This window comes from Mesorhizobium montanum (genome assembly GCF_033977145.1).
Classification (GTDB): domain Bacteria; phylum Pseudomonadota; class Alphaproteobacteria; order Rhizobiales; family Rhizobiaceae; genus Mesorhizobium; species Mesorhizobium montanum.
The window spans coordinates 325,036-347,261 of sequence record NZ_JAVIJF010000002.1 but is presented as its reverse complement, the minus strand read 5'-3'; the positions used below and the strand labels follow the sequence as shown (position 1 = coordinate 347,261).

General features: G+C 62.7%; 24 protein-coding genes. 16 read left to right on the top strand and 8 right to left on the bottom strand.

Features of this window, described 5'->3' with window-relative positions; translation table 11 throughout:
- Nucleotides 1-17 precede the first annotated feature (17 nt).
- Both RFM68_RS03955 and RFM68_RS03950 read left to right on the top strand, forming a co-directional pair.
- Nucleotides 18-218 (top strand): hypothetical protein, encoded by a 201-nt coding sequence (locus RFM68_RS03955; protein WP_320231352.1) that lies wholly within the window; start codon nt 18-20, stop codon nt 216-218.
- Nucleotides 219-711: 493 nt separating this feature from the next.
- Entirely contained in the window at nt 712-975 is a 264-nt protein-coding gene (locus tag RFM68_RS03950) for a hypothetical protein (protein WP_320231351.1), read from the top strand.
- 140 nt (nt 976-1,115) lie between these two features.
- Here the strand turns inward: RFM68_RS03950 and RFM68_RS03945 are convergent, their stop codons facing one another.
- A complete protein-coding gene (locus RFM68_RS03945; RefSeq protein ID WP_320231350.1) occupies nt 1,116-2,192 on the bottom strand; it encodes a sensor histidine kinase in 1,077 nt (358 codons plus the stop codon).
- The gene (locus RFM68_RS03940) at nt 2,192-2,935 is read right to left on the bottom strand and encodes a Crp/Fnr family transcriptional regulator (protein ID WP_320231349.1); all 744 of its coding nucleotides are present in this window, start codon (nt 2,933-2,935) and stop codon (nt 2,192-2,194) included. Before RFM68_RS03940 ends, RFM68_RS03945 begins: the two co-directional genes overlap by 1 nt.
- Nucleotides 2,936-3,043: 108 nt before the next feature.
- Here RFM68_RS03940 and RFM68_RS03935 point away from each other — a divergent pair, with 108 nt between their 5' ends.
- Nucleotides 3,044-3,412, top strand: a complete 369-nt coding sequence (locus RFM68_RS03935) for a response regulator (RefSeq protein WP_320231348.1) — start codon at nt 3,044-3,046, stop codon at nt 3,410-3,412.
- A 34-nt stretch (nt 3,413-3,446) separates the two neighbouring features.
- Here the strand turns inward: RFM68_RS03935 and RFM68_RS03930 are convergent, their stop codons facing one another.
- Entirely contained in the window at nt 3,447-3,665 is a 219-nt protein-coding gene (locus RFM68_RS03930) for a hypothetical protein (protein ID WP_320231347.1), read from the bottom strand.
- 424 nt (nt 3,666-4,089) lie between these two features.
- Here RFM68_RS03930 and RFM68_RS03925 point away from each other — a divergent pair, with 424 nt between their 5' ends.
- Both RFM68_RS03925 and RFM68_RS03920 read left to right on the top strand, forming a co-directional pair.
- Entirely contained in the window at nt 4,090-4,896 is an 807-nt protein-coding gene (locus RFM68_RS03925) for a nucleotidyltransferase family protein (RefSeq protein WP_320231346.1), read from the top strand.
- Entirely contained in the window at nt 4,889-5,641 is a 753-nt protein-coding gene (locus RFM68_RS03920; protein WP_320231345.1) for a metallophosphoesterase family protein, read from the top strand. The genes RFM68_RS03925 and RFM68_RS03920 overlap by 8 nt, the downstream gene beginning before the upstream one ends.
- A gap of 27 nt (nt 5,642-5,668) precedes the next feature.
- Here RFM68_RS03920 and RFM68_RS03915 read toward each other — a convergent pair whose 3' ends face one another.
- The 4 genes from RFM68_RS03915 to RFM68_RS03905 form a co-directional block, all read right to left on the bottom strand.
- Entirely contained in the window at nt 5,669-5,947 is a 279-nt protein-coding gene (locus tag RFM68_RS03915; protein ID WP_320231344.1) for a hypothetical protein, read from the bottom strand.
- Nucleotides 5,948-6,021: 74 nt separating this feature from the next.
- Nucleotides 6,022-7,035: an ATP-dependent DNA ligase gene (locus tag RFM68_RS03910; protein WP_320231343.1), complete on the bottom strand. Its 1,014-nt coding sequence runs from the start codon at nt 7,033-7,035 to the stop codon at nt 6,022-6,024.
- Nucleotides 7,029-7,214, bottom strand: a complete 186-nt coding sequence (locus RFM68_RS33800; protein ID WP_441338882.1) for a GFA family protein — start codon at nt 7,212-7,214, stop codon at nt 7,029-7,031. Before RFM68_RS33800 ends, RFM68_RS03910 begins: the two co-directional genes overlap by 7 nt.
- A gap of 47 nt (nt 7,215-7,261) precedes the next feature.
- On the bottom strand, nt 7,262-7,705 hold the full coding sequence (locus RFM68_RS03905; protein ID WP_320231342.1) for a PPC domain-containing DNA-binding protein: 444 nt from the start codon (nt 7,703-7,705) through the stop codon (nt 7,262-7,264).
- A 203-nt stretch (nt 7,706-7,908) separates the two neighbouring features.
- Between RFM68_RS03905 and RFM68_RS03900 the strand changes: the two genes are divergently transcribed.
- The 6 genes from RFM68_RS03900 to RFM68_RS03875 all read left to right on the top strand — a co-directional run bounded on the left by RFM68_RS03900 (nt 7,909) and on the right by RFM68_RS03875 (nt 14,898).
- Nucleotides 7,909-8,523 carry a (2Fe-2S)-binding protein gene (locus RFM68_RS03900; RefSeq protein WP_320231341.1) on the top strand — a complete coding sequence of 205 codons (615 nt, stop codon included), beginning with the start codon at nt 7,909-7,911 and terminating at the stop codon, nt 8,521-8,523.
- Between the two features lies 1 nt (nt 8,524).
- On the top strand, nt 8,525-9,547 hold the full coding sequence (locus RFM68_RS03895; protein WP_320231340.1) for an FAD binding domain-containing protein: 1,023 nt from the start codon (nt 8,525-8,527) through the stop codon (nt 9,545-9,547).
- A 2-nt stretch (nt 9,548-9,549) separates the two neighbouring features.
- Nucleotides 9,550-11,829 (top strand): xanthine dehydrogenase family protein molybdopterin-binding subunit, encoded by a 2,280-nt coding sequence (locus RFM68_RS03890; protein WP_320231339.1) that lies wholly within the window; start codon nt 9,550-9,552, stop codon nt 11,827-11,829.
- A gap of 281 nt (nt 11,830-12,110) precedes the next feature.
- Complete coding sequence (locus RFM68_RS03885) at nt 12,111-13,094, top strand: ABC transporter substrate-binding protein (RefSeq protein ID WP_320231338.1); 984 nt, start codon at nt 12,111-12,113, stop codon at nt 13,092-13,094.
- Nucleotides 13,095-13,219: 125 nt separating this feature from the next.
- Nucleotides 13,220-14,023, top strand: coding sequence for an ABC transporter permease (locus RFM68_RS03880; RefSeq protein WP_320231337.1), 804 nt, complete (start codon nt 13,220-13,222; stop codon nt 14,021-14,023).
- Between the two features lie 116 nt (nt 14,024-14,139).
- Complete coding sequence (locus RFM68_RS03875) at nt 14,140-14,898, top strand: ABC transporter ATP-binding protein (RefSeq protein ID WP_320231468.1); 759 nt, start codon at nt 14,140-14,142, stop codon at nt 14,896-14,898.
- 341 nt (nt 14,899-15,239) lie between these two features.
- Here RFM68_RS03875 and RFM68_RS03870 read toward each other — a convergent pair whose 3' ends face one another.
- Nucleotides 15,240-16,859 (bottom strand): GMC family oxidoreductase, encoded by a 1,620-nt coding sequence (locus RFM68_RS03870; protein ID WP_430694817.1) that lies wholly within the window; start codon nt 16,857-16,859, stop codon nt 15,240-15,242.
- 350 nt (nt 16,860-17,209) lie between these two features.
- Here RFM68_RS03870 and RFM68_RS03865 point away from each other — a divergent pair, with 350 nt between their 5' ends.
- The 5 genes from RFM68_RS03865 (at nt 17,210) to RFM68_RS03845 (ending at nt 22,225) form a co-directional block, all read left to right on the top strand.
- The gene (locus RFM68_RS03865; RefSeq protein ID WP_320231335.1) at nt 17,210-18,484 is read left to right on the top strand and encodes a flavin-containing monooxygenase; all 1,275 of its coding nucleotides are present in this window, start codon (nt 17,210-17,212) and stop codon (nt 18,482-18,484) included.
- A 147-nt stretch (nt 18,485-18,631) separates the two neighbouring features.
- Complete coding sequence (locus tag RFM68_RS03860) at nt 18,632-19,048, top strand: RidA family protein (protein WP_320231334.1); 417 nt, start codon at nt 18,632-18,634, stop codon at nt 19,046-19,048.
- 5 nt (nt 19,049-19,053) lie between these two features.
- Complete coding sequence (locus tag RFM68_RS03855; RefSeq protein ID WP_320231333.1) at nt 19,054-19,728, top strand: DUF1028 domain-containing protein; 675 nt, start codon at nt 19,054-19,056, stop codon at nt 19,726-19,728.
- Between the two features lie 22 nt (nt 19,729-19,750).
- Nucleotides 19,751-21,241: an aldehyde dehydrogenase gene (locus tag RFM68_RS03850; RefSeq protein ID WP_320231332.1), complete on the top strand. Its 1,491-nt coding sequence runs from the start codon at nt 19,751-19,753 to the stop codon at nt 21,239-21,241.
- Nucleotides 21,242-21,289: 48 nt separating this feature from the next.
- Nucleotides 21,290-22,225: a LysR family transcriptional regulator gene (locus RFM68_RS03845; protein ID WP_320231331.1), complete on the top strand. Its 936-nt coding sequence runs from the start codon at nt 21,290-21,292 to the stop codon at nt 22,223-22,225.
- The last annotated feature ends 1 nt before the right edge of the window (nt 22,226 follow it).

Genomic DNA, 22,226 nt, shown 5'->3' with positions numbered 1-22,226 from the left:
TTTTACGAGTTAAATAGATGACCACAACCGATTCAGTGATCAGGCCGCCCAAACATGAGATCAATGCCGCCCATTATGACAATGATTGCCAAGATGCCCTCGCAGCGCGCCTTAACGAGCTGATCGAAATGGCGGAGAGGGCGGGCTGGAATAGAAATAGGGTAGCTTCGGCGCTGATGTATCTAGCTGCAAAGAGGCTCAATAGCGGCTCGCGGTAGCCGCGACCCTTCGCCAGGGGCAACGCTTCCAAAGCCGCGAGGACCGACACAGCCAGAAAACCAAGTGCCGATAGTGCGAATTTTCCGGCGATGGGGCAGCACCTTGGCGGCGTCGGTCGATGCGAGCCATCGTGAGAAGGAACCTTTTTTCCGCCGGTGGGTTACTCGGCAGGCATTAACCCATGTTAGGGAACGGCGGTGGCACGGAAGGTTCGTCAAATGCTCAGGTCGGAGGAGGAATCCTCCGAGACCACGACACTAGAACGCGAGATGACCGTCGCGTTGGATGCGTTAACATACGATGCGCCTTCTCGAATGTTAGATCTGGCGCGCAAGCTCGATGCTGCGATCGCGTCACAGGCGCGCAAATCCCAACCGAATTAACTGTCATCCGACGCGACTTAACTGGCATCTGTTCGCGGCGCTGGGGAACAAGATACCCGGCCTTCGATTTTCCTTTTGTGGGGGCAAACCGCCAGCCAGGGAGGCTGCAATGAGCGAGGCCATGACCACCACAAATCACGAAGTGATCCGCGCATGGATTGAAGCGCGCGAGGGCAGGCCCGCCGTCGTCGCGGCATCGGGAAAGGGCGCGATCCTGCGCGTCGATTTCGGTTCAGCCGACGAAGATTTGCGGCCGATTGAGTGGGACGATTTCTTCCAGGTGCTGGAGGAGAATAATCTGGCGTTCCTGCACCAGGACATGACCGCGGAGGGCGCCACAAGTCGCTTCAACAAGTTCGTCGCGCGCGATTGAACGAGCCGCGCAAGCAAACGAGCTGTTGCGGGAGCGCTTGGCGGCAGGCAGAGGGATGAGGGTGAGGCCGCTTTTCTCGGAGCAGCTGAATTTCACCATGGCGCCTGAGAGCACCGCGATCCCTCGCTGCTGCCGTCGTGCTATTGGTTGGTAACGGCAGGAAGCGGGATAGCAGCCGTGAAATTGAGACCGCTCGGGGCGATCCGCAAGTCCACCGCGGCCCCCAGTTCGTAAGGCAACGTCCGCTCCAGCACCTCGAAACCGAAGCCGCGCCGTTCGACCGGCTTTAAGTCATGGACACCGCTTTCTGTCCACACGAAGCGGAGCAAGTCCTCTTCCAAGCGCCATTCGATGTCGATGCGGCCCGCCCGGCTCGAGCTTGAAAGCGCTCCATATTTCAACGCGTTCGTCGCCAGTTCGTGGACGGCCAGCCCCATCGCCTCGGCAGCCTTGGGAGCGAGCGCCAACGGCGGGCCTTCGATCGTCAGGTTCTCGCCTTCCCGGCCGCCCGCGGCGCGCAATCCCTCCGCGACGATCGACGTCAGATCGATGCTGATCGAATGGCGGCGCGTGATGGCCGCCTGCACGCGGGCGAAGGCGTTGATGCGTCCTTCCAGGTGGGCCGCGGCTTCGTCCAGGGATTCGCTTTTCTCCATCGTGCGCCGCACGATGGAGCGGATGACGGCCAGCGTGTTGCGCACGTGATGCTGCAGTTCGGCAAAGCGTGATTGCTGCTGTTCTTCAGCCTCCTTCTGGGGCGTGATATCCTGACCGACACCGCCGATATGGGCAACCTTTCCCGCATCGTCCCGCATCGGAAAATCGGCATCGCGCAGCCAGCGTATCTCACCATCGGCAGGCCGGCATATGCGGTATTCGAAGGTCACGCGTTCGCCGTTGCGTATGCGCTCGAACTGGGCCAGCACATACTCGCGATCTTCGGGCAGGACAAGGTCGATCCAGGTTGCGAAGTTGTCGCCGGCCAGAGCCTTTTCGCGGTTCATTCCGTAGATGGCATCGAAGGCCGGCGTCAGGTATTCCCACTGCAGCGTCTCGGCATTGCGGATCCATAAGACATCCGAGGCGGCCTCGCCGAAATCCCGCACGCTCTTTTCGCTTTCGCGAAGCCGGGCTTCGGCACTCGCATGCTCCCGCAAGGCTGGCTTGACCCCTGTCAGGCCGCCTTCCAGGTGCTTATTGGACGGCGCTTTCGACATCACTCCTCATTAGCGTCGAGATGGCTGCCTTCGCGATCGAGATGCAGATAGTTGGGATTGAACAGCGCGATGTCCTGCAATGCCTTGAGGTTGGGAATGGTGAGTGTCCTGTCCTTCAGCACGATGAGGTTCGAAGCGCGCAGCTCCTGCAAGGTGCGATTGACATGAACCGTCGACATGCCCAGCGTCTCGCCCAGTTCCGTCTGCGTCAAGGGGAACTCGCAACTGTGGTCGCTCGTGCAGCCGGCGGCTTCCAGCCGGATGAACAACTCGCACAACAGATGCGCCATTCGTTCCAGCGCGTCGCGCTGGCCGAGATTGACCGTCCACTCGCGCTGGATCGCCGCGGCGACCAGCGATTCCCACCACAGCGCCTGGGTGATGCGCGGGTGCCCGATCATCATCTCGTCGAAAGCCGCGCGCGAGATTTCCGAGACGACGACCGGCGTTACGGCGCCGATCGAGTGGTCCATTTCCTTCAGGATGAAGACATTGAGATCGCACAGGTCGCCGGGCAGGAAAAACGCAATGATCTGCCGGCGGCCATCTTCAAGGGTCTTGTAGCGGCAGGCCCAGCCCTCACTGACCAGATTGATGAATTCAGGCTTCTCGCCCTCGTGGATGATATCTTCGCGCGCGGCGAAGCGCCGGATCCGTTGCGCCGCTATTCTGACCAGCATTTCCTTGTCGGCCCGGGAAAGCCGGGTGAATTTCTCAAGCTTACGGATCAGAGGTCGCTTCATCCTTATCCACTTGTCCTGTGATACATAAAACGATCCGACAGCAACCTTTACCTATGTTAATGTCTGGCGTCGCGGGACGCTTCAAATGCTGCCTTCAGGAGGCACACTATGGACGAGAAAGACGTCGCTGCACGTGTTCTGGTTGTGGAAGACGAATATTTTCTGGCTCAGGATATCACGAAAGCGCTCGCCGCGCTTGCGCTGGCCGTTATTGGCCCGGTCGCGACCACTCAAAAGGCATTGAATGTCCTTGAGGAGGAGCGCGTCGATGCCGCCATACTCGATCTCAATGTCGGCGGAACCATGGACTTTGCCGTGGCGGACGAGCTGCTGAAAAGGCATCTCCCGTTTGTGTTCGCCACCGGCTATGACGACGCTGTCATTCCTTCTCGCTTTGCCGACATTCTCAGGTTTGAAAAGCCTTGGGACGCAACCGAACTGGCGCGTCACCTCCTGGACATGACGCGCGGACGTTAGCTCCACCTCCGACCGATAGAGACTCCTCGGCGGGTTAGACGCTCATCAAGTCGAAGCTCACGGCATGGCCGTGCCTGACGGCCGAGCGCGCGATCATATTGCACAATTGCGGGCTTTCGACCGAGCAATCCGGCATCACGGTAAGGATGGCTCTCGTGGCCGCGGCCACCGATACCGGCGATCGGCGCGAGGAACGTGTTTCCATGTAATGGTCGATGAGTTCGTTCAGTCGGACAGGATGATACTTGATCACGCCGCACCTCCCTAAGCCGCGTTTTTATTATCTTGCAGACAATCATTGCTCCCGGTCTCGCGGCCGCGCATTAACCCATGAGAGCGAGTTGAAATTCTTTTAAGGCGTCAGCGCCGGGAGCGCACCGCCCCGAGAAAGGGCCCGCCTCGCCTGGGGGTAGAGTCAGGCGGGCCCCTCCGGCTCTTTTGGGTCGCCACCGTTGTTAAGCCGCGCTTTGCAACTTATTCGACGCCCAAGGGATTCGCTTTAACTTGCGTTATTGTCGGTCCGCCCCGACGAACCGCTCGAGGCGGCCGGACAGCAACTCGCAGTAGAAAATGAAAACCTTACGTCAGACGTGGTCGCCAGGAAACGCGGAACAACGCCCGGTCGCCGCTGTTTATCGAAACAGGTGGATGAAGATCAAAAGCCGGAGCAACGGTTGATGGCCAACGACGAGTTGCCGGGAGTGCTGGCGACGCTTCCTGTGATCGATGCGAAGGCGGAGCCGACGCTGAAGAGCGCCGAGGCGGAAGCCTTCTACACGCACGCGATCCGCGAACTTGCGGCCACCGACATTCCCTTTCTCGTGGCGGGAACCTATGCCGTGAGCGCTTACACGGGCGTCGTGCGCCAGACCAAAGACCTCGACATCTTCTGCAAGGCTGGCGACTGCCCGCGCATCCTCGCCCATTTCAAGGATATCGGCTACGCGGTCGAGATCGAGGACGACCGCTGGCTGGGAAAAGTCTTCGAAGGTCCGCATTTCTTCGATGTGATCTTCGCCTCAGCCAACGGTACGATGCTGGTCGAGGATCAATGGCTGGAGCATGCCCGCCAGGTCGAGTTGCTCGGCAGCCGGGTCAGGATTATCGGGCCGACCGAGCTCATCTGGTCGAAATGCTTCATCCAGGACAGGGGTCGGCACGACGGCGCCGATATCGCCCACACCATCCTCAAGGCGCACGACCAGATCGACTGGCACAGGCTGCTTTCCTATCTCGATGTGCACTGGGAAGTGCTTCTGATGCAGATGCTCAACTTTCGCTGGATCTATCCGAGCGAGCGCGATCTCGTCCCCGACTGGCTGCTCGACGATCTGCTCAGACGGCTGGCCACGCAACGGCAGCTGCCGTCCCCCAGAATGAAGATCTGCCGCGGCCGGCTGCTGTCGCAGATCGACTATGAGATCGACGTTACCGAATGGGGATTCGCTGGCGTCGGCGGTGTCGGGAAGCTCCGCGATGACTGAAAGCACCAAGACGCAAGCCGCAAAAACGAGTGCCAGCCGAAAGATCAAGGTGGCCGCCGTCGGCGATCTGCACGTTCAGGAGGATGCGCAGACCTCCTATCGCGATCTGTTCGGCGAAGTCTCGCGCGAAGCGGACGTCCTGGTTCTCGCCGGCGATCTCACCAATCTGGGCAAACCCAAAGAGGCGGCACAGCTGGCCGAGGATTTGCGCGCATGTTCCATCCCGGTGGTGGGTGTGCTCGGCAATCACGACCACGAGTCCGGAGCGGTCGACGAGATCTCGGCGACGCTGCGCCAGGCGGGCATGCATCTGCTCGACGGACAGGCGATCGAACTGAGGGATGTCGGCTTTGTCGGGGTGAAAGGCTTCGTCGGCGGATTCGGGCCGAGGATGCTCGGCTCGTTCGGCGAGCCGGCGATCAAGGCGATGGTCGCCGAAAGCGTGGGCGAGGCGATGCGGCTGGAAAACGCCATGCGGCAGGTGCGCGCCAAGCGCACGCTCGTCATTTTGCATTATGCGCCGATCCTTGAAACCGTCATCGGCGAGCCGCTGGAAATCTATCCGTTTCTAGGATCGTCGCGGCTGGCCGAAACGATCGATCGTTTCAAGGTCAGCGCCGTCGTGCATGGCCACGCGCATCGCGGCTCCTTCGAGGGTCGCACGCCGGGTGGCGCCCAGGTCTACAATGTCGCCATGCATATCGAAAAACCGGGCGGCCGCCCCTACGCGCTGCTCGAAATCTGACGGGCACGATCACTTCGCTGTTGTCGGCTACACTTCGTCGAAGCGGCTGCTTTCCTTGGAAGGGTCGCGCGACAGCACGCGTTCCTCCTCATCGTCGGGCAGAGCCTCGTCGCTCTCCTGATCGGGATTGTCGTCGTCCTCCTCGGGCAGGGTCCCCTCGGTCTCGCGCAGGTCAGGGCCGTTCTCCGTGACGACGCTGTCGGGGAGCACTTTGTTGCCCTCGAAGGAATCCCAGTCCTGTTGCTCGATGGTCGGCGCTTCGGCTTCATCCTGCTTTTCGGATCGCTGCTTGTTGCGGGGGTCCATGTCGTTCTCCAATACGCGAATGACTGCTCCTTTCTGGAACCGCCCTGGCGCTCGATTGTTCCGGCAAGGCGCCGCTAAGCGATCTGCTCGAATGTGCACTGGCGCGGCGCCTTGTCGGGGCGCCAGCGCAAGAGCCTGGTGCCGTGTCGGAAACGCCCGCCGGTGACGTGGTCGAAACGGACTTCGACGACCAGTTCCGGCCGCACCGGCTCCCATTCTCCGCTCCGCTCGGTGCTCCATCGGCTCGGCCCGCCCGGAGCCTTGCCGGTGAATCCCAGCCCGCCTCGCAATCTTTCGAGCCTCTCGGTAAGCGCGGCGCGTTCGTCATTGGCGATGGTCGAGGTGAAGCCGACATGATCGAGCTGCCCGTTGTCATTGTAGAGGCCCAGCAGCAGCGATCCGACCTGCCGCCCGGCGTTCAGATAGCGGAAACCGCCGACCACGCAGTCGGCCGTGCGGAGCCGCTTGACCTTGATCATGGCGCGCTCGCCGGGCCGATACGGTTCGTCCAGTGCTTTGGCGACGACACCGTCGGTCGAACCGTGGCCGGCGCCTCGCAGCCATTGCTCGGCAGTCACAAGCCTTGTGGTGGAGGGCGAGAGGCGCAGCGCAGCATTGGCGGAGCCAGACACTAGCTTCTCCAATTCCGCGCGCCGGTCGGCCAAGGGCATTTCGAGCATGGTCTTGCCGCCCGGCGCGACAAGCATGTCGAAAAGGATCAGCCGTGCCGGCGTTTCCATGCTCAGCTTGCGGATACGGCTTTCTGCAGGGTGGAGCCGCATCTGCAGCACGTCGAAGGAGGCGCGGCCGTCGATCTCAATCACGATCTCGCCGTCGACGACGAAGTCCTTGGCGTTGAGGCTTTGCAACATGGCGATCAGCTCGGGAAAGTAACGGCCAAGCGGCTTGCCGGATTTCGCCCTGAGCTCGATGGCTTTTCTGCCCATGAAGGCAAGGCAGCGAAAACCATCCCATTTCGGTTCATATTGCCAAGGACCATTTGCCTCCGGCAAGATTTCCGCAGTTCGGGCTTCCATCGGCGGCGTATCCAATGGCAACGGGAAGTCGTCGCTTCGCGCCGTCACCATCGTTCTTCCGCGTCGCGGTGCGGCAGCTCGAAAGCACTGCCGGTTGCGCGTCGGCACATATCGCAATGACAGTAATGCACGCGCGGTTCGACGGTCAGGCGATAACGGATGCTGCCGCACAGGCAGCCGCCATATCGCTCAAAATCCGCGTCTTGCGTGGAAGCTTCCGGTTCTCCCATCAAGCTTGAACGCTCGATCACAGATACGGTTTCGGCAGCGCCGGATATCAGGCGTCAAGATCGATAAGGGCGATGCCAAGGCCCGATCGTTTCGTGCGGCGCAAGTGGACAGGCGACTCGGCCACCGTGACTTCAAGTGTTGGCTGGACGATGCCTTCGAGCAGATGGCCGCCGCGTGTCGACCCATTGCGTAGGCCGAGTACGGCGTGAAGGTGCAGGCTTGGCTTGCCGCTGTCGTCGACAGCAATGTCGCCGATCGCGCTCAGCACCTCGCATTGCTCTTCCACGGGAATCTTCCGGTAAGATTTTGAACCAGAATCGAACCAGCCGACCGTCGCCCTCTCGAAGGCGCCGATGGCCGTCAGCGAGGCGCCGGTAATTCCCTTCTGACCGGCGAAAGCGGTAAGGGACGCGAAGGCTTCCTCGCCCGGATCAAGCACGACCACGAATATTCTTTGCCCAGAGGTTTCGGCGACCAGTTTCGATTTCATGATGCCCTGCGGATGTGTCGATAGTTCTCGGGCCGAACTCATGGCCGGCATGCATGTTCCAGCCTGTTGCGAGATCCAGGCGCGATTCGGTCATGAATGGCGGCCTCACGGTTGAGTGAGGCGCCGCGGCTGGGCGTGAAGAATTTGGAACATTGGCTCGGTTGAGAGGTTAGCGCAGGGACCTAGCCAGCCAGGAGCGAGCCATGTCCCAGCCTCCACCCAACAATGCTCTCAGCCGAAGAAAGTTCATGGCAGGCACCGTGTCGGCAGCCGCAGCCGCGCCGCTGCTGGCTTCGCGTGCAAAGGCCGAAACGCCGATCGGAGCTCAGCCAAAACTGAGGCAGCCGGTCGTCACGTCGTTGCGGATCAACAAGCAGGCCTATGAGCTTTCTCTCGACACCAGAACCAGCCTGCTCGACGCCTTGCGGGATCACATCGGGCTCACCGGCACGAAGAAGGGCTGTGACCACGGCCAGTGCGGCGCGTGCACGGTACTGGTCGATGGCAAGCGCGTGCTGTCTTGCCTGAGCTTCGCCGTGATGAACGATGGCAAGGAGGTGACGACGATCGAAGGTTTGTCATCGCCCGACGGCAAGCTGCACCCGATGCAGCAGGCCTTTATCGATCACGATGGCTTCCAGTGCGGCTACTGCACGCCGGGCCAGATCATGTCGGCGATCGGCTGCGTCAATGAAGGTCACGCCGGGTCCGAGGACGACATCCGCGAATATATGAGCGGCAATATCTGCCGCTGCGCAGCCTATCCCAACATTGTTGCCGCCGTTCTGCAGGCGCGCGGCGAGACGAGGGGGGCATGAGATGCGGCCCTTCGTCTACGAACAGCCGACCGCAATTTCCGCGGCGGTCGCGATAGCGTCCCGCTTTACAACCCATGACGACCAGCCGACGCGGGCCAATGCGCAGTTCATCGCCGGCGGCACCAATCTCGCCGACTATATGAAGCTCGGGGTTGCTGAGCCGAACCGTCTGCTCGACCTCAACCAGCTCAAGGAGCAGGAGCTCAGGCAGATCCGGGTCACGGAAGATGGCATCCGGTTCGGTGCCCTGGTGCGGATGGGAGAAGCTGCGGATCATCGCGAGGTCAAGCAGCGCTATCCGGTCATCGCCGATAGCCTGCGCCTGGCGGCAAGCGGCCAGATCCGCAACATGGCAAGCCTTGCCGGCAATGTGCTGCAACGCACGCGCTGCGAATATTTTCGCGAGACATCCTGGCACTGCAACAAACGCGTGCCGGGATCCGGCTGCGCCGCGATGGAGGGTTTCAACCGGCAGCATGCGGTGCTGGGCGCCAGCGACGCGTGTATCGCCACCTATCACGGCGACTTCGCCCAGGCGCTGATCGCGCTCGATGCCGTCATTCACGCCGAGGGCTCGCGCGGCGCGCGCAAAATCCCGTTCGCCAAGCTGCATCGGCAGCCCGGCGATACGCCGCATATCGAGACCGATCTCGCTGCCGACGAGATCATCACCGCCATCGAAGTGCCCGCCATCCCGTGGGCCCGGCGCTCGCTTTACCTGAAGATCCGCGACCGCGAATCCTACGCCTTTGCGCTGGCCTCGGCGGCCGTTGCGCTCGATCTGGAAGGCGACAGCGTTCGCGAGGCGCGGATCGCCCTCGGCGGGGTGGCGACGGTGCCTTGGCGCGCCAAAGAGGGCGAAGAGGCCTTGCGCGGCAAACGGCTGGACGAAGCTTCGGCCTCGGCGGCCGCGGACGCCGCTTTTGCCGGCGCCGAACCGCGCCGGCACAACGCATTCAAGATCGACCTCGGCAAGCGAACGCTGGTGCGGGCGCTGCTCGAAACACGAGACATGAAGGTGTGACCATGGACCCAGCCGCTCCGAAACCCAAGGAAAACATGGGTGAACCGCTGCCGCGCGTCGATGCGCAGCTGAAAGTCACCGGACAGGCGCATTATCCGGCCGACCTGCCGACGGCCAACATCGCCTATGGCGCGCTGGCCACCAGCAGCATCGCCAGGGGTAAGGTGACGAAGCTTCATCTCGACGAAGCCCGCGCGGTGCCTGGGCTGCTCGACATCGTCACCTATGGCGCCATGGATCAGGTCGAGAAGCCGAAATTCGGCAATTCCGGCGCCACATCGATCGGTCCGCTGCACGACCGGACGATCTTCCATGACGGGCAGATCATCGCTCTCGCCGTTGCCGAGACTTTCGAGGCGGCCGAGGAGGCGGCGCAGTTGATCCGCGCTGAATATGAGGAAGACAAGCCGACCGCCGGCTTCGACAGTCCAGGCACGAAGACGGTTCCGGCGGCCGGCAAGAGCCCGTTGTTCAAGGAGGACGTGAAAGCCGGCGACTTCGACGCCGCCTATGCCGCGGCGGCGGTCAAGATCGACCAGCGCTATTCCACGCCGACCCAACATCACAACCCGATCGAGCTGTTTTCCACGACCGCGTTCTGGCAGGGCGACCAGCTCGTCGTGAATGAGCCTTCGCAGAACGTGACCGGCTGGAAGGTGGAGCTTGCCAGGCAATTGAAGATCGATCCTGCCAAGGTCCGCATCGTCAGCCCGTTCATCGGCGGCGCCTTCGGCTCGAAGGGACCGATGACGCCCCGCACAGCGATCGTGGCGGTGGCCGCAAAGCGCCTCGGGCGTCCGGTGCGTTGCGTTACAAGCCGCATGCAGGCTTTCGGCACCCAGACCTATCGGGCCGAAACCCGGCACCGCATCAGGATCGGCGCCGGCAAGGACGGCCGCATCACCGCCTTCGCGCATGAAGGCTGGGAGGTGACCTCGCGCCCGGACCTCTATGTCGTCGGTGGCACTTCGGCGACCGGCCGCATGTACGACTACGGCTCGGTGCTGACCCATGTCTCGCTGGTGCAGGCGGACCGCAACACGCCGGGCTACATGCGCTCCCCGCCGGAGACGCCTTACGTCTACGCATTGGAAAATGCCATGGATGAGATGGCGGTGGCGCTCGGCATGGATCCGGTCGAGTTCCGTCGGATCAACGAACCCAAGACGGAACCGATCGGCAAAAGGCCGTTTTCCAGCCGCTCGCTGATCCAGTGTTATGACCAGGCTGCAGAGGCTTTTGGGTGGGCCAAGCGGGATGCCAAGGTCGGTGCGATGCGCGACGGCGACTGGCTGGTCGGCATGGGCTGCGCCACGGCCATCTATCCGACAGCCGTGGCGCCCTGCGCGGCGCGCGTGCGCCTGACCGCCGACGGCGATGTGCGGGTCCAATGCGGTTCGCATGAAATCGGCACGGGCGTCCGCACCGTGGCCGGTCAGATGGCTTCCGAGCGGCTTGGCGTCAGCATCGAAAAGATCAGCGTCGAAATGGGCGACAGCAGCCTGCCTCCGGCTCCGGTCTCCGGCGGCTCGATCTCCACGGCAAGCGTCTGTTCGGCGGTGCTGAAGGCCTGCGATGCAATCCGAACCAAGCTCTACGCCGCAGCCACGGGTGAGGGCGGTCCGCTTCCCGGCTCACGCAACGAGGAACTCGACCTTGCCGACGGGAAGATCGTGGCGAAAGGCGGCGCCTCGGCGAAGGTCGAGGGTCTCTTCAAGGCCATGCAAGTCGGCGCGATCGAGGAATATGTCGAGTTCGCGCCCAAGGGCGCCACGCCTCAGGCGCTGAAGAAGCTCTATGCCGGCACGCCGGAATTCCACGGCGGCGAGCAGGACGAGGACTCGGTGAAATACGCCTTCGGCGCCGAGTTCGTCGAAGTCCGCATCAACCGCTACACCAGGGAAATCCGGGTGCCGCGCATCGTCGGCGCATTCGCGGCCGGCCGCATCATGAACACGCGCACCGCGCGCAGTCAGCTGATGGGCGGCATGATCTGGGGCATCGGCCAGGCGCTGCATGAGGCGACCGAGGTCGACAGGCGCTATGCCCGCTACGTGAACCGCGATCTGCAGGACTACCTTGTGCCGGTCAATGCCGACATCAAGGACTTGCAGGTGATCCTGGTTCCGGAGGTCGACCACGCGGTCAACCCTGCCGGCGTGAAAGGCCTCGGCGAACTCGGCAATGTCGGCACTGCCGCCGCCGTGGCCAGCGCGGTCTATCACGCAACAGGCAAGCGCATCCGCGATCTGCCGATCAGGATCGAGCAGCTTCTCGCCTGATAAACCTGTTACTCCCTTAGACCGGCGACGCGTTTGAGACGGGCGCCGTCAATTCAAGCTCGTCAACGAAGGAGGGCCTGCCGCTTCGGTTTCGGCGAAGCAAAGGACAGAAAAAGACTTCTTTTGGCGATCTGGCCCGGATGCTCTGGTGCGGGGCCTGGAACACGCAAGGCCCGCCTGGGAGGCGACGCATACCAAGAGAGCGGCTGCCCAAACACAGCTTGGCATACGTCGCTTGAATAAGGCCGATGCCGGCATCAGCCATAAGGGGAACCACGACAATGAAGACATTCCGAAATTGCCTGATCACCGCGGTCAGCGCAGGCCTTCTGGGCTTGGGGCTTGCCGCTCCCGCCAACGCCGGCGCCATTCGCCTCGGCATGACAACCTGGGTGGGCTATGGGCCGCTGTTTCTTGCCCGCGACCTCGGTTATTTCAAAGAGGCCGGCGTCGATGTCGACCTGAAGGTCATCGAGGAATCAGCGCTTTACATGGCGGCGGTCGCAGGCGGCGATCTCGATGGCGCGGCCTCCACCGTCGATGAGCTGATGAAGTACCGCTCGGACGAGCTCTGCTTCAAATATGTGCTGGCGCTCGACGACAGCCACGGCGGCGACGGCGTGGTCACGCAGGCCGACGTCACGTCTCTCAAGGATTTGAAGGGTCAGCAAGTGGCTCTGAACGAGGGTTCCATATCCGAATTCTGGTTCAACGTGCTCCTGAAAAAGGAAGGCATGACCGAGGATGACGTCACCATCACCAACATGACCGCCGATGATGCGGCGACCGCGTTCATCGCCGGCCAGGTTCCGGCCGCCGTGACCTGGGAGCCGCATCTCACCGAAGTCCGCAAGGGGGGAAAGGGCAAGGTGCTGATCGATTCCACCATCACGCCTGGCCTGATCGTCGATGTGATCGCCCTCAAATGCGATCTGATCGAGAAGCATCCCGAGGATGTGAAGGCGCTCGTCAAGGGCTATTACAAGGCGGTCGAATACATCAAGACCAACCCGGACAAGGCCTATGAGATCATGGCCAAGGGGATTGGCGGCTATCTCGAAAAGCCCGAGGATTTCGCCGCCGGCGCCAAGGGCGTGCGCTATTACGACCGCGATCGCAACCTGGATTTCTTCGGCACGCCGCAGAAGAGCGAGGCGTCCGACCTGGTGAACTTCGCGCAGGACATCTGGGGCAAGGCCGGCAAGCTCAAGATGACGATCGACGCCAAAACCATCCTCGACACCGATTTCATCAAGGAACAGTGAGCCTTCGGGAATCGTCGGGGCCGGCCTCTCGGGGCCGGCACCGTTTTCCGAAAGTCAGAGTTGGTCGGCCCCTCGGGGCCGACCCCGTTTCCAGCGTTTCGCGCTTAAATCAACGGAGCTATCTTATGGCACAGAGGCGGACGGCGTGGACACGCCTGACGACCCCATTCGCCAACATTCCCGCCGGCACGGCAACCACGCTCGCGCTGGCGATGTGGGTTGTCGTGATCGGCGGTTGGGCCTTGTTGTCCTATGGCCGTGTCGTGCCGAACATGTTCCTGCCGACACCTGGAACGGTGCTGCAGACGACCTATCGCATGTCTGTGGACGGCAGCCTTTTCTACCACACTTTGACCAGCGCCAAGGTGGTTCTCCTCGGCTTCATCGTATCCTCGCTGATCTCGGTGCCGCTGGGGCTGTGGATGGGGACCTACCGGGTGGTGCAGGCGCCGCTGGAGCCCTTGGTCAACTTCATCCGCTACCTGCCTGTGACCTCCTTCGTGCCCCTGTTCATCCTTTGGATCGGCATCGGTATCGAACAACGCATAGCAGTCATCTTCTTCGGCACCTTCTTCCAGCAGCTCGTGATGATTTCCGACTGTGCGCGCAGCGTATCCAGGGATCTGGTCAACGCCTCCTACACTTTGGGCACCAAGCGCAGCGAGGCGGTGTGGCACGTCATTTTCCCTGCCGCGCTTCCCGCGATCCTCGACACGCTTCGCGTCACCATGGGCTGGGCCTGGACATATCTGGTCGTAGCGGAACTCGTCGCGGCGTCGAGCGGCCTTGGCTACATCAGCCTCAAGGCGATGCGCGGCTTCCAGGTCGATGTGATCTTCATGGCGATCGCCGCGATCGGACTTCTCGGCCTCATCACCGACACCGCATTCCGCATCATCCGGGCGAGGGTCGCGCCATGGGCTCCCTGATTTTGAACGCATCCTCGCAAACCGCAGTCGGATCAAGGATAGCAATGACCGAATCCATCGAGGCGAACGATCCGGCCGGCCATGCGGCCGGCGATCAGCGCTTGGCCGGCACCACGATGGCCATCGAAGATGTGACGCTGCGCTACGGCGACGTCAATGGCGTGCTGGCGCTGGACCATGTGTCGCTGAAGGTGACCAAAAACGAATTCTGCGTCATCGTCGGCCCTTCGGGATGCGGTAAATCCAGCCTGCTCTATCTCGCCGCCGGCCTCAATGACGCGACCTCGGGCAGCATCAAGGTCGATGGCACGGAAGTGATCGAACCCGGCGCAGACAGAGGCATGGTGTTCCAGAGCTACACCTTGTTTCCCTGGCTCACGGTGCGCGCCAACATCGAATATGGACCCAAGCGCAAGGGCCTGCCCGCCGGGCAGCGCAAGCAGATCGTCGATCAGTATCTCAACGAGGTCGGCCTCGCGCCTTTTGCGGACCATTACCCCGCCCAACTCTCAGGCGGCATGAAGCAGCGCGTGGCGATCGCGCGCGCCCTTGCCAACGATCCGGCCGTCCTCTTGATGGACGAACCTTTCGGCGCTCTCGACAGCCAGACCCGCGGCACCATGCAGAAGCTGCTCTTGCGCGTCTGGGAGCGGCAGCAGAAGACGGTGCTCTTCGTCACGCACGATATCGACGAGGCGCTGGTGCTCGGCGATCGCGTTCTGGTGATGACGGCCCGACCCGGCAAGATCAAGGCCGAGATCAAGGTCGATATCCCCCGGCCGCGCTCGATGGATGTGATCCTCGAACCCGACTTCATCGCGCTCAAGCGCCGCATCCTCGGTCTTTTGCACGACGAGATCGACGAGGATCACTAAACTAGTCTCTCGACACAGGTTTCTGAAAAGGCTGCAGGCTTGTCGGTGGCAAGATTTTCATTTCCGTGAAATCAGCGCTGACGCTGGGGATTGGTCGAAGCCTCTCAGCTTCGTCATCCACGGGCGAAGCGGACGCGGAGACTCGAGGATCCATTCCGTGACCTTGGCCGAGGGATGCAGCGGTGCAGAATTCTTCACCGCGGCGACGCCTCGGCGTCAGGGCATGGATTCTAGGGTCTGCGCGCGTCGCTGCGCTCCTTGCTCCGCCCTAGAATGACGACTTTGGAGAGGTTTCAGTCAATTCCGGGACGTTCGCGATGACTCGCCGAAACAGCGGCGACCTATTTGCCGCCGCGATGCGCCGAGTCAAGGATCATCTCCGAAGCCTTCTGGCCGATCATCATGCTTGGCGCGTTCGTGTTACCGCCGATCAGCTTCGGCATGACCGAGGCATCCGCGACCCGAAGCCCATCCACGCCCCGAACTTTCAGCGTTGCCGGGTCAACCACCGCCATGTCGTCCGTTCCCATCTTGCAGGTTCCAACCGGGTGATAGACGGTCAGCGCTTCGGCACGCAGATAGGCGAGAATCTCGCCATCTGTTCCGATATCCTTGCCCGGAAGCATCTCCTTGCCCCGCACCTCATCGAACTCGGATGCGGCAAGGATCTTGCGTGCGATCTTGATGCCTTCGACCAGCACCATCGCGTCCTCTTCATTGGCGAAGAAGCGGTGGTCGATGAGGACGTCGCGGCGAGAACTGTCGCGCGACAGCCTGATCTCGCCCACGCTTTTCGGTCTGAGCACGCAGGTATGAATGGCGTAGCCATGGCCGTATTCGATCAGCCTGCCGCGATGGCTGCGATAGCCCGGCACGAAGTGGAACTGAATGTCGGGAGGCCCGTTCGCATGCCTGGTTTTGGCAAAGCCGCCGGCCTCGACATAGTTGGTGGTGAGCATGCCCTTGCGGCGCGCGAAATATTGCAAGGGCGCGGCCGCGATACGAGGCAGGTTGGCAATCGACAGGCCGAGCGTCCTGGTGCTCCTGGAGCGCACGGTGATCATGCCGTCGACATGGTCCTGCAGGTTCTTGCCGACGCCCGGCAGGTCGAGAACCGGTGTGATGCCGATTTGCTGCAGCTCGTTTGCAGGTCCGATGCCGGACGCCATCAGGATCTCGGGCGAGTTGATGGCGCCGGCCGACAGCACGATTTCGCGGCTGGCCGAAAGCAGCTTCTGCTGGCCCTCATGCCGCACGCGCATTCCAGTCGCGCGCCCCTCTGCAATGACAAGGTCGATCACCTCGCATTCGCTGAGCAGCGTCAGGTTCTTGCGATCGAGCACCGGACGCATGAAGGCGCTGAAGCTGCTGAAGCGCTGACCCCGGTCCTGCGTGACGTTGTAGATCCCGAGGCCGAACTGGCTTTCGGCATTGAAATCCTTGTTGGCGGGCAGGCCGGCATTTTTCCCGGCCTTGACGAACATGCCGGAAAGCACGTTCGGATCGCGCGGATTGTCGACAAGCAGCTCGCCGTCGGTGCCGTGATAGCGCGGGTCCTGGGCGATCAGGTTGCGCTCCAGCTTCCTGAACACCGGCAGCACATCGTAATATGCCCAGCCGGCGCAGCCGAGCCCGGCCCACTCGTCATAGTCTTCGGCGGCGCCGCGAATATAGACCATCGAGTTGATCGAGCTCGATCCGCCCAGCGCCTTGCCGCGGTTGACCGGAATCCTTCGGTTGTTGAGCTTGGGCTGCGGCACGCCGACGAAACAATAGTCGTAGTCCGGGTTGCCGTAGAGCGACAGGATGCCTGCTGGCACTTTGATCCGCAGGCTGTTGTCGCTGCCGCCTGCCTCGATCAGGCATACCCTGACGGATGGATCGGTGCTCAACCGATTGGCGACCACGCAACCTGCCGAACCCGCGCCGACGACGATGTAGTCAAAGCTTTCAGTCTTCATGCGCAGCCCCTCGATAATGCCGGCGCTCGAGGCATGGCGGAACGGGTCGCCTCCCTGTTCCGGAACCAGTTTCCGTGCCGACACGGTTCGGCTTCGCCTGCCGCCTCATGCGGCGGTGCCGATCCGACCGCTGGAACTCTAGGTGCGTCCATAGGCGCGAGAAATTCGGAAATGGTTACGCGTGACTTCGGAGATTCGTTATGGGCGCCCGCCGGCACCTGCTGCTACTTGTGAGCGCCGGTGGAGAAGCGGTCGGACGGCGCAGCCTTGGCTCCCATCCACCAACTGTCCGAGATCGGTTTTCATCCCGCGCAGCGGAAGCTGCCCGGATGGTCAGAAAAGGACTGAGCATGTCGGTTGAGACGATAGACACGCTTGTCGTTGGCGGCGGCCAGGCGGGGGTGGCTATGAGCGAGCACCTGAGCAAATGCGGGGTGCCTCATCTGGTCCTCGAACGCGGCCGGATTGCCGAGCGCTGGCGCTCGCAGCGATGGGACTCCTTGGTTGCCAACGGTCCGGCCTGGCATGACCGGTTCCCGGGCATGGAGTTTTCGCGGACGGGCCCCGATGGCTTTCCCTCCAAGGAGGAGGTCGCCGACTATTTCGTCGCCTATGCAAAGCAGATCAATGCGCCGCTCCGCTGCGGCGTGGAGGTCAGGCTTGTGCAAAGAAACATCGGTCGGCCCGGATTTCGCGTCGAGACGTCGAATGGCGTGATCGAAGCCAACAGCGTCGTCGCCGCGACCGGACCTTTCCAGGTCCCCGTCATCCCGCCTGTCGTTCCCGCGGATGCCGAGGTCCTGCAAATCCATTCCAGCGCGTATCGCAACCCGGCGCAGCTGCCAAAAGGCGCGGTGCTGGTGGTCGGCGCGGGATCCTCGGGCGTGCAGATTGCCGACGAGCTCCAGCGCGCCGGCAAGCGCGTCTATCTTTCGGTCGGCCCACATGATCGGCCGCCGCGTGCCTATCGCGGCCGCGACTTCTGCTGGTGGCTGGGCGTTCTCGGCAAATGGGACCTCGAAACTCCCGGACCCGGCACAGAACATGTGACGATCGCGGTCAGCGGCGCGCGCGGCGGCGAAACGATCGATTTCCGTCGGCTGGCTGCGCAGGGACTTACGCTCGTCGGCATGACAAAGACGTACCAGGACGGTGTCATGACCTTCGCGCCTGATCTTGCGAAAAACATTGCCCGCGGCGACGCCAACCTGATGTCGCTGCTGGACGAAGCCGACGCCTACGTCGCGCGCAACGGTCTCGACCTTCCGGAAGAGCCGGTGGCCCGCCGGATCGATCCGGATCCGGAATGCGTGACCAATCCGATCCGCGAGCTCAACATGGCCGAGGCCGAAGTGGCGGCGATCATCTGGGCGACGGGCTTTGCCGTCGATTACAGCTGGCTGAAGGTCGATGCTTTCGACGGGAAGGGCCGGCCAAGGCACCATCGCGGCGTCTCGACCGAGCCCGGGATCTATTTCCTGGGGCTGCCCTGGCAGTCGCGCAGGGGGTCGAGTTTCATCTGGGGCGTCTGGCATGATGCCAAGCATGTGGCCGACCGTATTTCGACGCAGCGCAAATATCTCGCCTATCACGCAGCCGCGAAGCGCGAGCCCGTGGACGCCTGACCAGAGCGAAGTATGTCACCCAAAAGTGCGCAGCGGTTTTGGGAGAACGACATGAATCAAAACAAAGACTTAAAGCGTGTCGCCTGAATCCCTTTCTGCGCGACACGCTTTAGGGACAGCTGCGAGCCCGACCTGATGGAGACCAAGATGGCGCATACGCGAATTCGCACCTTCAACACCAAGGATACCTATCCCGAGCAGAAGCTCGACAACGATCTCTGCCAGGCGGTCGTCACGCGCGGCGGCCGGACCGTCTATCTGCGCGGCCAGTGCCCGCAGGATCTCGACACCGCCAAGACCATCGACAGCCACGATCCTGTCGAGCAGACCCACAAGGTCATGCAGAACATCAAGCAGCTCATCGATGAATGCGGCGGCACGATGGAGCATCTGGTGAAGGTGGTGGTCTACATCACCGATGTCCGCCATCGGGAGGCCGTCTACCGGACGATGGGCGAATATATCAAAGGCATGCACCCGGTTTCGACCGGCCTTGTCGTGTCGGCCTTGGCGCGGCCAGAATGGCTGGTCGAGATCGACGGTACAGCCGTCATCCCGGACTGAACGCCATGACCTTCTCCATTGTCGCGCGTTGCCGGCGCACGGGCATGTTCGGGGTGGCGGTGTCCTCGTCGTCTCCAGCGGTCGCGGCCCGCTGCGCCTATGCGCAGGCAGGTGTCGGTGCGGTCGCCAGCCAGAACGTCACCGACCCGACGCTCGGGCCGCGCGCATTGGAGCTGATGGCGCGCGGCGCCTCCGCCAATGAGGCCGTCGCGATCCTGAAGCGCACGGCCGCCTTCAGCGAATACCGGCAGGTCCTGGCGGTCGACGCGGCAGGCGGCAGCGCAATCCACTCGGGACCGAAAGCGCTCGGCATCTGGGCCGAGGCGCGCGGCGAGGACGTCGCCTGCGGCGGCAACCTGCTTGCCAACGACAAAGTTCCGCAAGCCATGGTCGACGCCTTTCTTGCCTCCGAAGGCGACCTTGGTGACCGGCTAATCGCCACCATGCGCGCCGCGCTCAAAGCCGGCGGCGAGGCCGGGTCTGTCCGCTCCGCCGGCATGAAGCTGGTGCGCGACGTGTCTTGGCCGGTGGCCGATCTGCGTTGCGACTGGACCGAGGAGTGTCCGATCGAGCAGTTGGCAACGCTGTGGGACATCTACAAGCCTCAGCTCGATGCCTATGTCACCCGCGCCCTCAACCCGTCCGATGCGCCGAGCTATGGCGTCCCCGGTGACGAATAGGCCCGACAAGTCTGGAGCCAGCATGAGCGAACTCAGCCATCAGGACTGGATCGACAAGGCGTCCGCGATCCGCTTTCGCGACAAGGCCTTCATCGACGGCAAGGCGATGCCCGCGCGCTCCGGCCGGACTTTCGCCAGCGTCAATCCGGCCACCGGAGCGACGCTCGCCGAGGTGGCCTCCTGCGGCGAAGAGGACATCGACCTTGCTATTGCCGCGGCGCGCCGCAGCTTCGAAGCCGGCGTCTGGTCGCGAACCAGCCCTCAGCACCGCAAAGAGGTCCTGCTGCGGCTGGCGGAATTGCTGCGCCAGAATCTCCAGGAGCTCGCGCTGCTGGAATCGCTGGATATGGGCAAACTGGTCAGGGATGCAGCCACCATCGATGTGCCCGGCTCGGCGGCGATCTTCCAGTGGTACGCCGAAGCGATAGACAAGGTCTATGACGAAGTGGCGCCGACGGGCCAAGGTGACCTCGCACTGGTGCGGCGGGAGCCGCTTGGGGTCGTGGGCGCCGTCGTGCCGTGGAATTTCCCGCTCGACATGGCGACCTGGAAATGCGCGCCCGCGCTGGCGGCGGGCAATTCGGTGGTGCTGAAGCCGGCCGAGCAGTCGCCTTTTTCCGCGCTCAGGCTGGCGGAGCTGGCCATGGAAGCGGGCTTGCCCGCCGGCGTGCTCAATGTCGTGCCGGGCCTGGGCGAGACGGCCGGCCAGGCGCTTGGCCGGCATATGGATGTGGATTGCCTCGCCTTCACCGGGTCGACCGCGGTCGGCAAACTGTTCCTGCAATATTCCGGCCAGTCGAATATGAAGCAGGTCTGGCTGGAGACGGGCGGCAAGAGCCCCAATCTGGTGTTCGCGGATTGCGAGGATCTCGATGCCGCGGCCGACATGGCTGCCATCGGCATCTTCTTCAATCAGGGACAAGTGTGCTCGGCCAATTCCCGGCTTCTGGTGGAGCGCGGCATCAAGGATGCGCTGGTGGAGAGACTGGCGGAGCGCGCGTCAGCGACGCAACCCGGCGACCCGCTCGACCCGGCATCGAGGATGGGCGCGATGGTGGATGCGCGACACGCCGCGACGGTGATGCGTTTCATCGATAGCGGCAAGAAGTCGGCCCGGTTGGTGACCGGCGGTGGCCGGGTCGCGGTCGACGGGCGCGGCAGCTTCGTGCAGCCTACGATCTTCGACAACGTCTCGCCCGACGATCCGCTTGCCCGCGACGAGATATTCGGTCCGGTGCTGTCGGTCATCGGCTTCGACACCGAAGACGAGGCGCTCCGGATTGCCAATGACAGCGTCTACGGCCTGGCCGCATCGCTGTGGACCGACAGCCTGTCGCGCGCCCATCGTGTCGCCGAGCGACTGCGCGTGGGCACGGTTTCCGTGAACACCGTCGATGCGCTGAGCCCTATGACGCCCTTCGGCGGCTTCAAGCAGTCCGGTTTCGGGCGCGACCTGTCGCTGCACGCGCTCGACAAATACACCGCGCTGAAGACCACCTGGATCAAGTACTGAGGAGCGGCCGCGACTTGATCACAGGCTGCAAACCGGCAACATAGGACCATGCCGCTCCGCTTTACGCTCAGACAGCTCGAGTACTTCGTCGCCGTTGGCGAAGCGGGTTCGATCGCCAAGGCGGCCGAGCAGGTGAATGTCTCGCCGCCGTCGATCTCGGCGTCGATCGCTCAGCTCGAAGCGGAGTTCGGCGTCCAACTCTTCGTGCGCAAGCATTCGCATGCCTTGGCGCTGACCGCGGGCGGCCGCCTGTTCCTCAAGGAAGCCGCGCGCCTGCTCAACGATGCCGACGCGCTGCACGATATTGCCGGCGATATCGCCGAAAAGGTGCGCGGACCGCTGGCGATCGGCTGCCTGCTCACTTTCGCGCAGATCGTGCTGCCGGCGCTGCGCAAGAAATTCGAGGATGCCTATCCCGATGTGCGCGTCAGGCAATTCGAGCGCAACCAGGGACAATTGTTCGAGATGCTGCAGCGTGGCGAAATAGACGCAGCACTCACCTACGATCTCGAATTGTCGCAGGACATGACGTTCGAGCCGTTGATGCAGTTGCCGGCCTACGTGATGCTGCCTGCCGCGCATCATCTGGCAACAAAGGCAGGCATCACGCCCGAGGAGCTGGTCGACGAGCCGATGGTGCTGCTCGATCTGCCTTACAGCCGCGAATATTTCCTGTCGGCTTTCCAGCCCAGGGGCCTGCGGCCGAAGATCGCCGAGCGCACCGGCGACATCGCCGTGATGCGTTCGATGGTGGCCAATGGCTTCGGCTACGGCATCGCCAATATGCGGCCGCTCAACACCATGTCGCCGGACGGCAAATTGTTGGTCTTCGTGCCTTTGCTGGGTGACCTCAGGCCGCTGACCATGGGAATTGCCTTGCCCAACGCCGAGCATCGCACGCTGACGGTGCAGGCCTTCATCGACCATTGCCGCCGCTTCGTCGTCGAGCAAGGCGTCTTCGGCACCGAGCGGATCGTGAAGTGAG

Excerpts from the sequence above, each read along its gene's own strand:
- RFM68_RS03915 (WP_320231344.1), bottom strand. The coding sequence starts at position 5,947 with ATGGACCCCCGCAACAAGCAGCGATCCGAAAAGCAGGATGAAGCCGAA.
- RFM68_RS03850 (WP_320231332.1), top strand. The coding sequence starts at position 19,751 with ATGAGCGAACTCAGCCATCAGGACTGGATCGACAAGGCGTCCGCGATC.
- RFM68_RS03935 (WP_320231348.1), top strand. The coding sequence starts at position 3,044 with ATGGACGAGAAAGACGTCGCTGCACGTGTTCTGGTTGTGGAAGACGAA.
- RFM68_RS03845 (WP_320231331.1), top strand. The coding sequence starts at position 21,290 with ATGCCGCTCCGCTTTACGCTCAGACAGCTCGAGTACTTCGTCGCCGTT.
- RFM68_RS03950 (WP_320231351.1), top strand. The coding sequence starts at position 712 with ATGAGCGAGGCCATGACCACCACAAATCACGAAGTGATCCGCGCATGG.
- RFM68_RS03860 (WP_320231334.1), top strand. The coding sequence starts at position 18,632 with ATGGCGCATACGCGAATTCGCACCTTCAACACCAAGGATACCTATCCC.
- RFM68_RS03925 (WP_320231346.1), top strand. The coding sequence starts at position 4,090 with ATGGCCAACGACGAGTTGCCGGGAGTGCTGGCGACGCTTCCTGTGATC.
- RFM68_RS03890 (WP_320231339.1), top strand. The coding sequence starts at position 9,550 with ATGGACCCAGCCGCTCCGAAACCCAAGGAAAACATGGGTGAACCGCTG.
- RFM68_RS03880 (WP_320231337.1), top strand. The coding sequence starts at position 13,220 with ATGGCACAGAGGCGGACGGCGTGGACACGCCTGACGACCCCATTCGCC.
- RFM68_RS03870 (WP_430694817.1), bottom strand. The coding sequence starts at position 16,859 with ATGAAGACTGAAAGCTTTGACTACATCGTCGTCGGCGCGGGTTCGGCA.
- RFM68_RS03940 (WP_320231349.1), bottom strand. The coding sequence starts at position 2,935 with ATGAAGCGACCTCTGATCCGTAAGCTTGAGAAATTCACCCGGCTTTCC.
- RFM68_RS03920 (WP_320231345.1), top strand. The coding sequence starts at position 4,889 with ATGACTGAAAGCACCAAGACGCAAGCCGCAAAAACGAGTGCCAGCCGA.
- RFM68_RS03875 (WP_320231468.1), top strand. The coding sequence starts at position 14,140 with ATGGCCATCGAAGATGTGACGCTGCGCTACGGCGACGTCAATGGCGTG.
- RFM68_RS03955 (WP_320231352.1), top strand. The coding sequence starts at position 18 with ATGACCACAACCGATTCAGTGATCAGGCCGCCCAAACATGAGATCAAT.
- RFM68_RS03910 (WP_320231343.1), bottom strand. The coding sequence starts at position 7,035 with ATGGTGACGGCGCGAAGCGACGACTTCCCGTTGCCATTGGATACGCCG.
- RFM68_RS03885 (WP_320231338.1), top strand. The coding sequence starts at position 12,111 with ATGAAGACATTCCGAAATTGCCTGATCACCGCGGTCAGCGCAGGCCTT.
- RFM68_RS03905 (WP_320231342.1), bottom strand. The coding sequence starts at position 7,705 with ATGAAATCGAAACTGGTCGCCGAAACCTCTGGGCAAAGAATATTCGTG.
- RFM68_RS03900 (WP_320231341.1), top strand. The coding sequence starts at position 7,909 with ATGTCCCAGCCTCCACCCAACAATGCTCTCAGCCGAAGAAAGTTCATG.
- RFM68_RS03895 (WP_320231340.1), top strand. The coding sequence starts at position 8,525 with ATGCGGCCCTTCGTCTACGAACAGCCGACCGCAATTTCCGCGGCGGTC.
- RFM68_RS03865 (WP_320231335.1), top strand. The coding sequence starts at position 17,210 with ATGTCGGTTGAGACGATAGACACGCTTGTCGTTGGCGGCGGCCAGGCG.
- RFM68_RS03855 (WP_320231333.1), top strand. The coding sequence starts at position 19,054 with ATGACCTTCTCCATTGTCGCGCGTTGCCGGCGCACGGGCATGTTCGGG.
- RFM68_RS33800 (WP_441338882.1), bottom strand. The coding sequence starts at position 7,214 with ATGGGAGAACCGGAAGCTTCCACGCAAGACGCGGATTTTGAGCGATAT.
- RFM68_RS03945 (WP_320231350.1), bottom strand. The coding sequence starts at position 2,192 with ATGTCGAAAGCGCCGTCCAATAAGCACCTGGAAGGCGGCCTGACAGGG.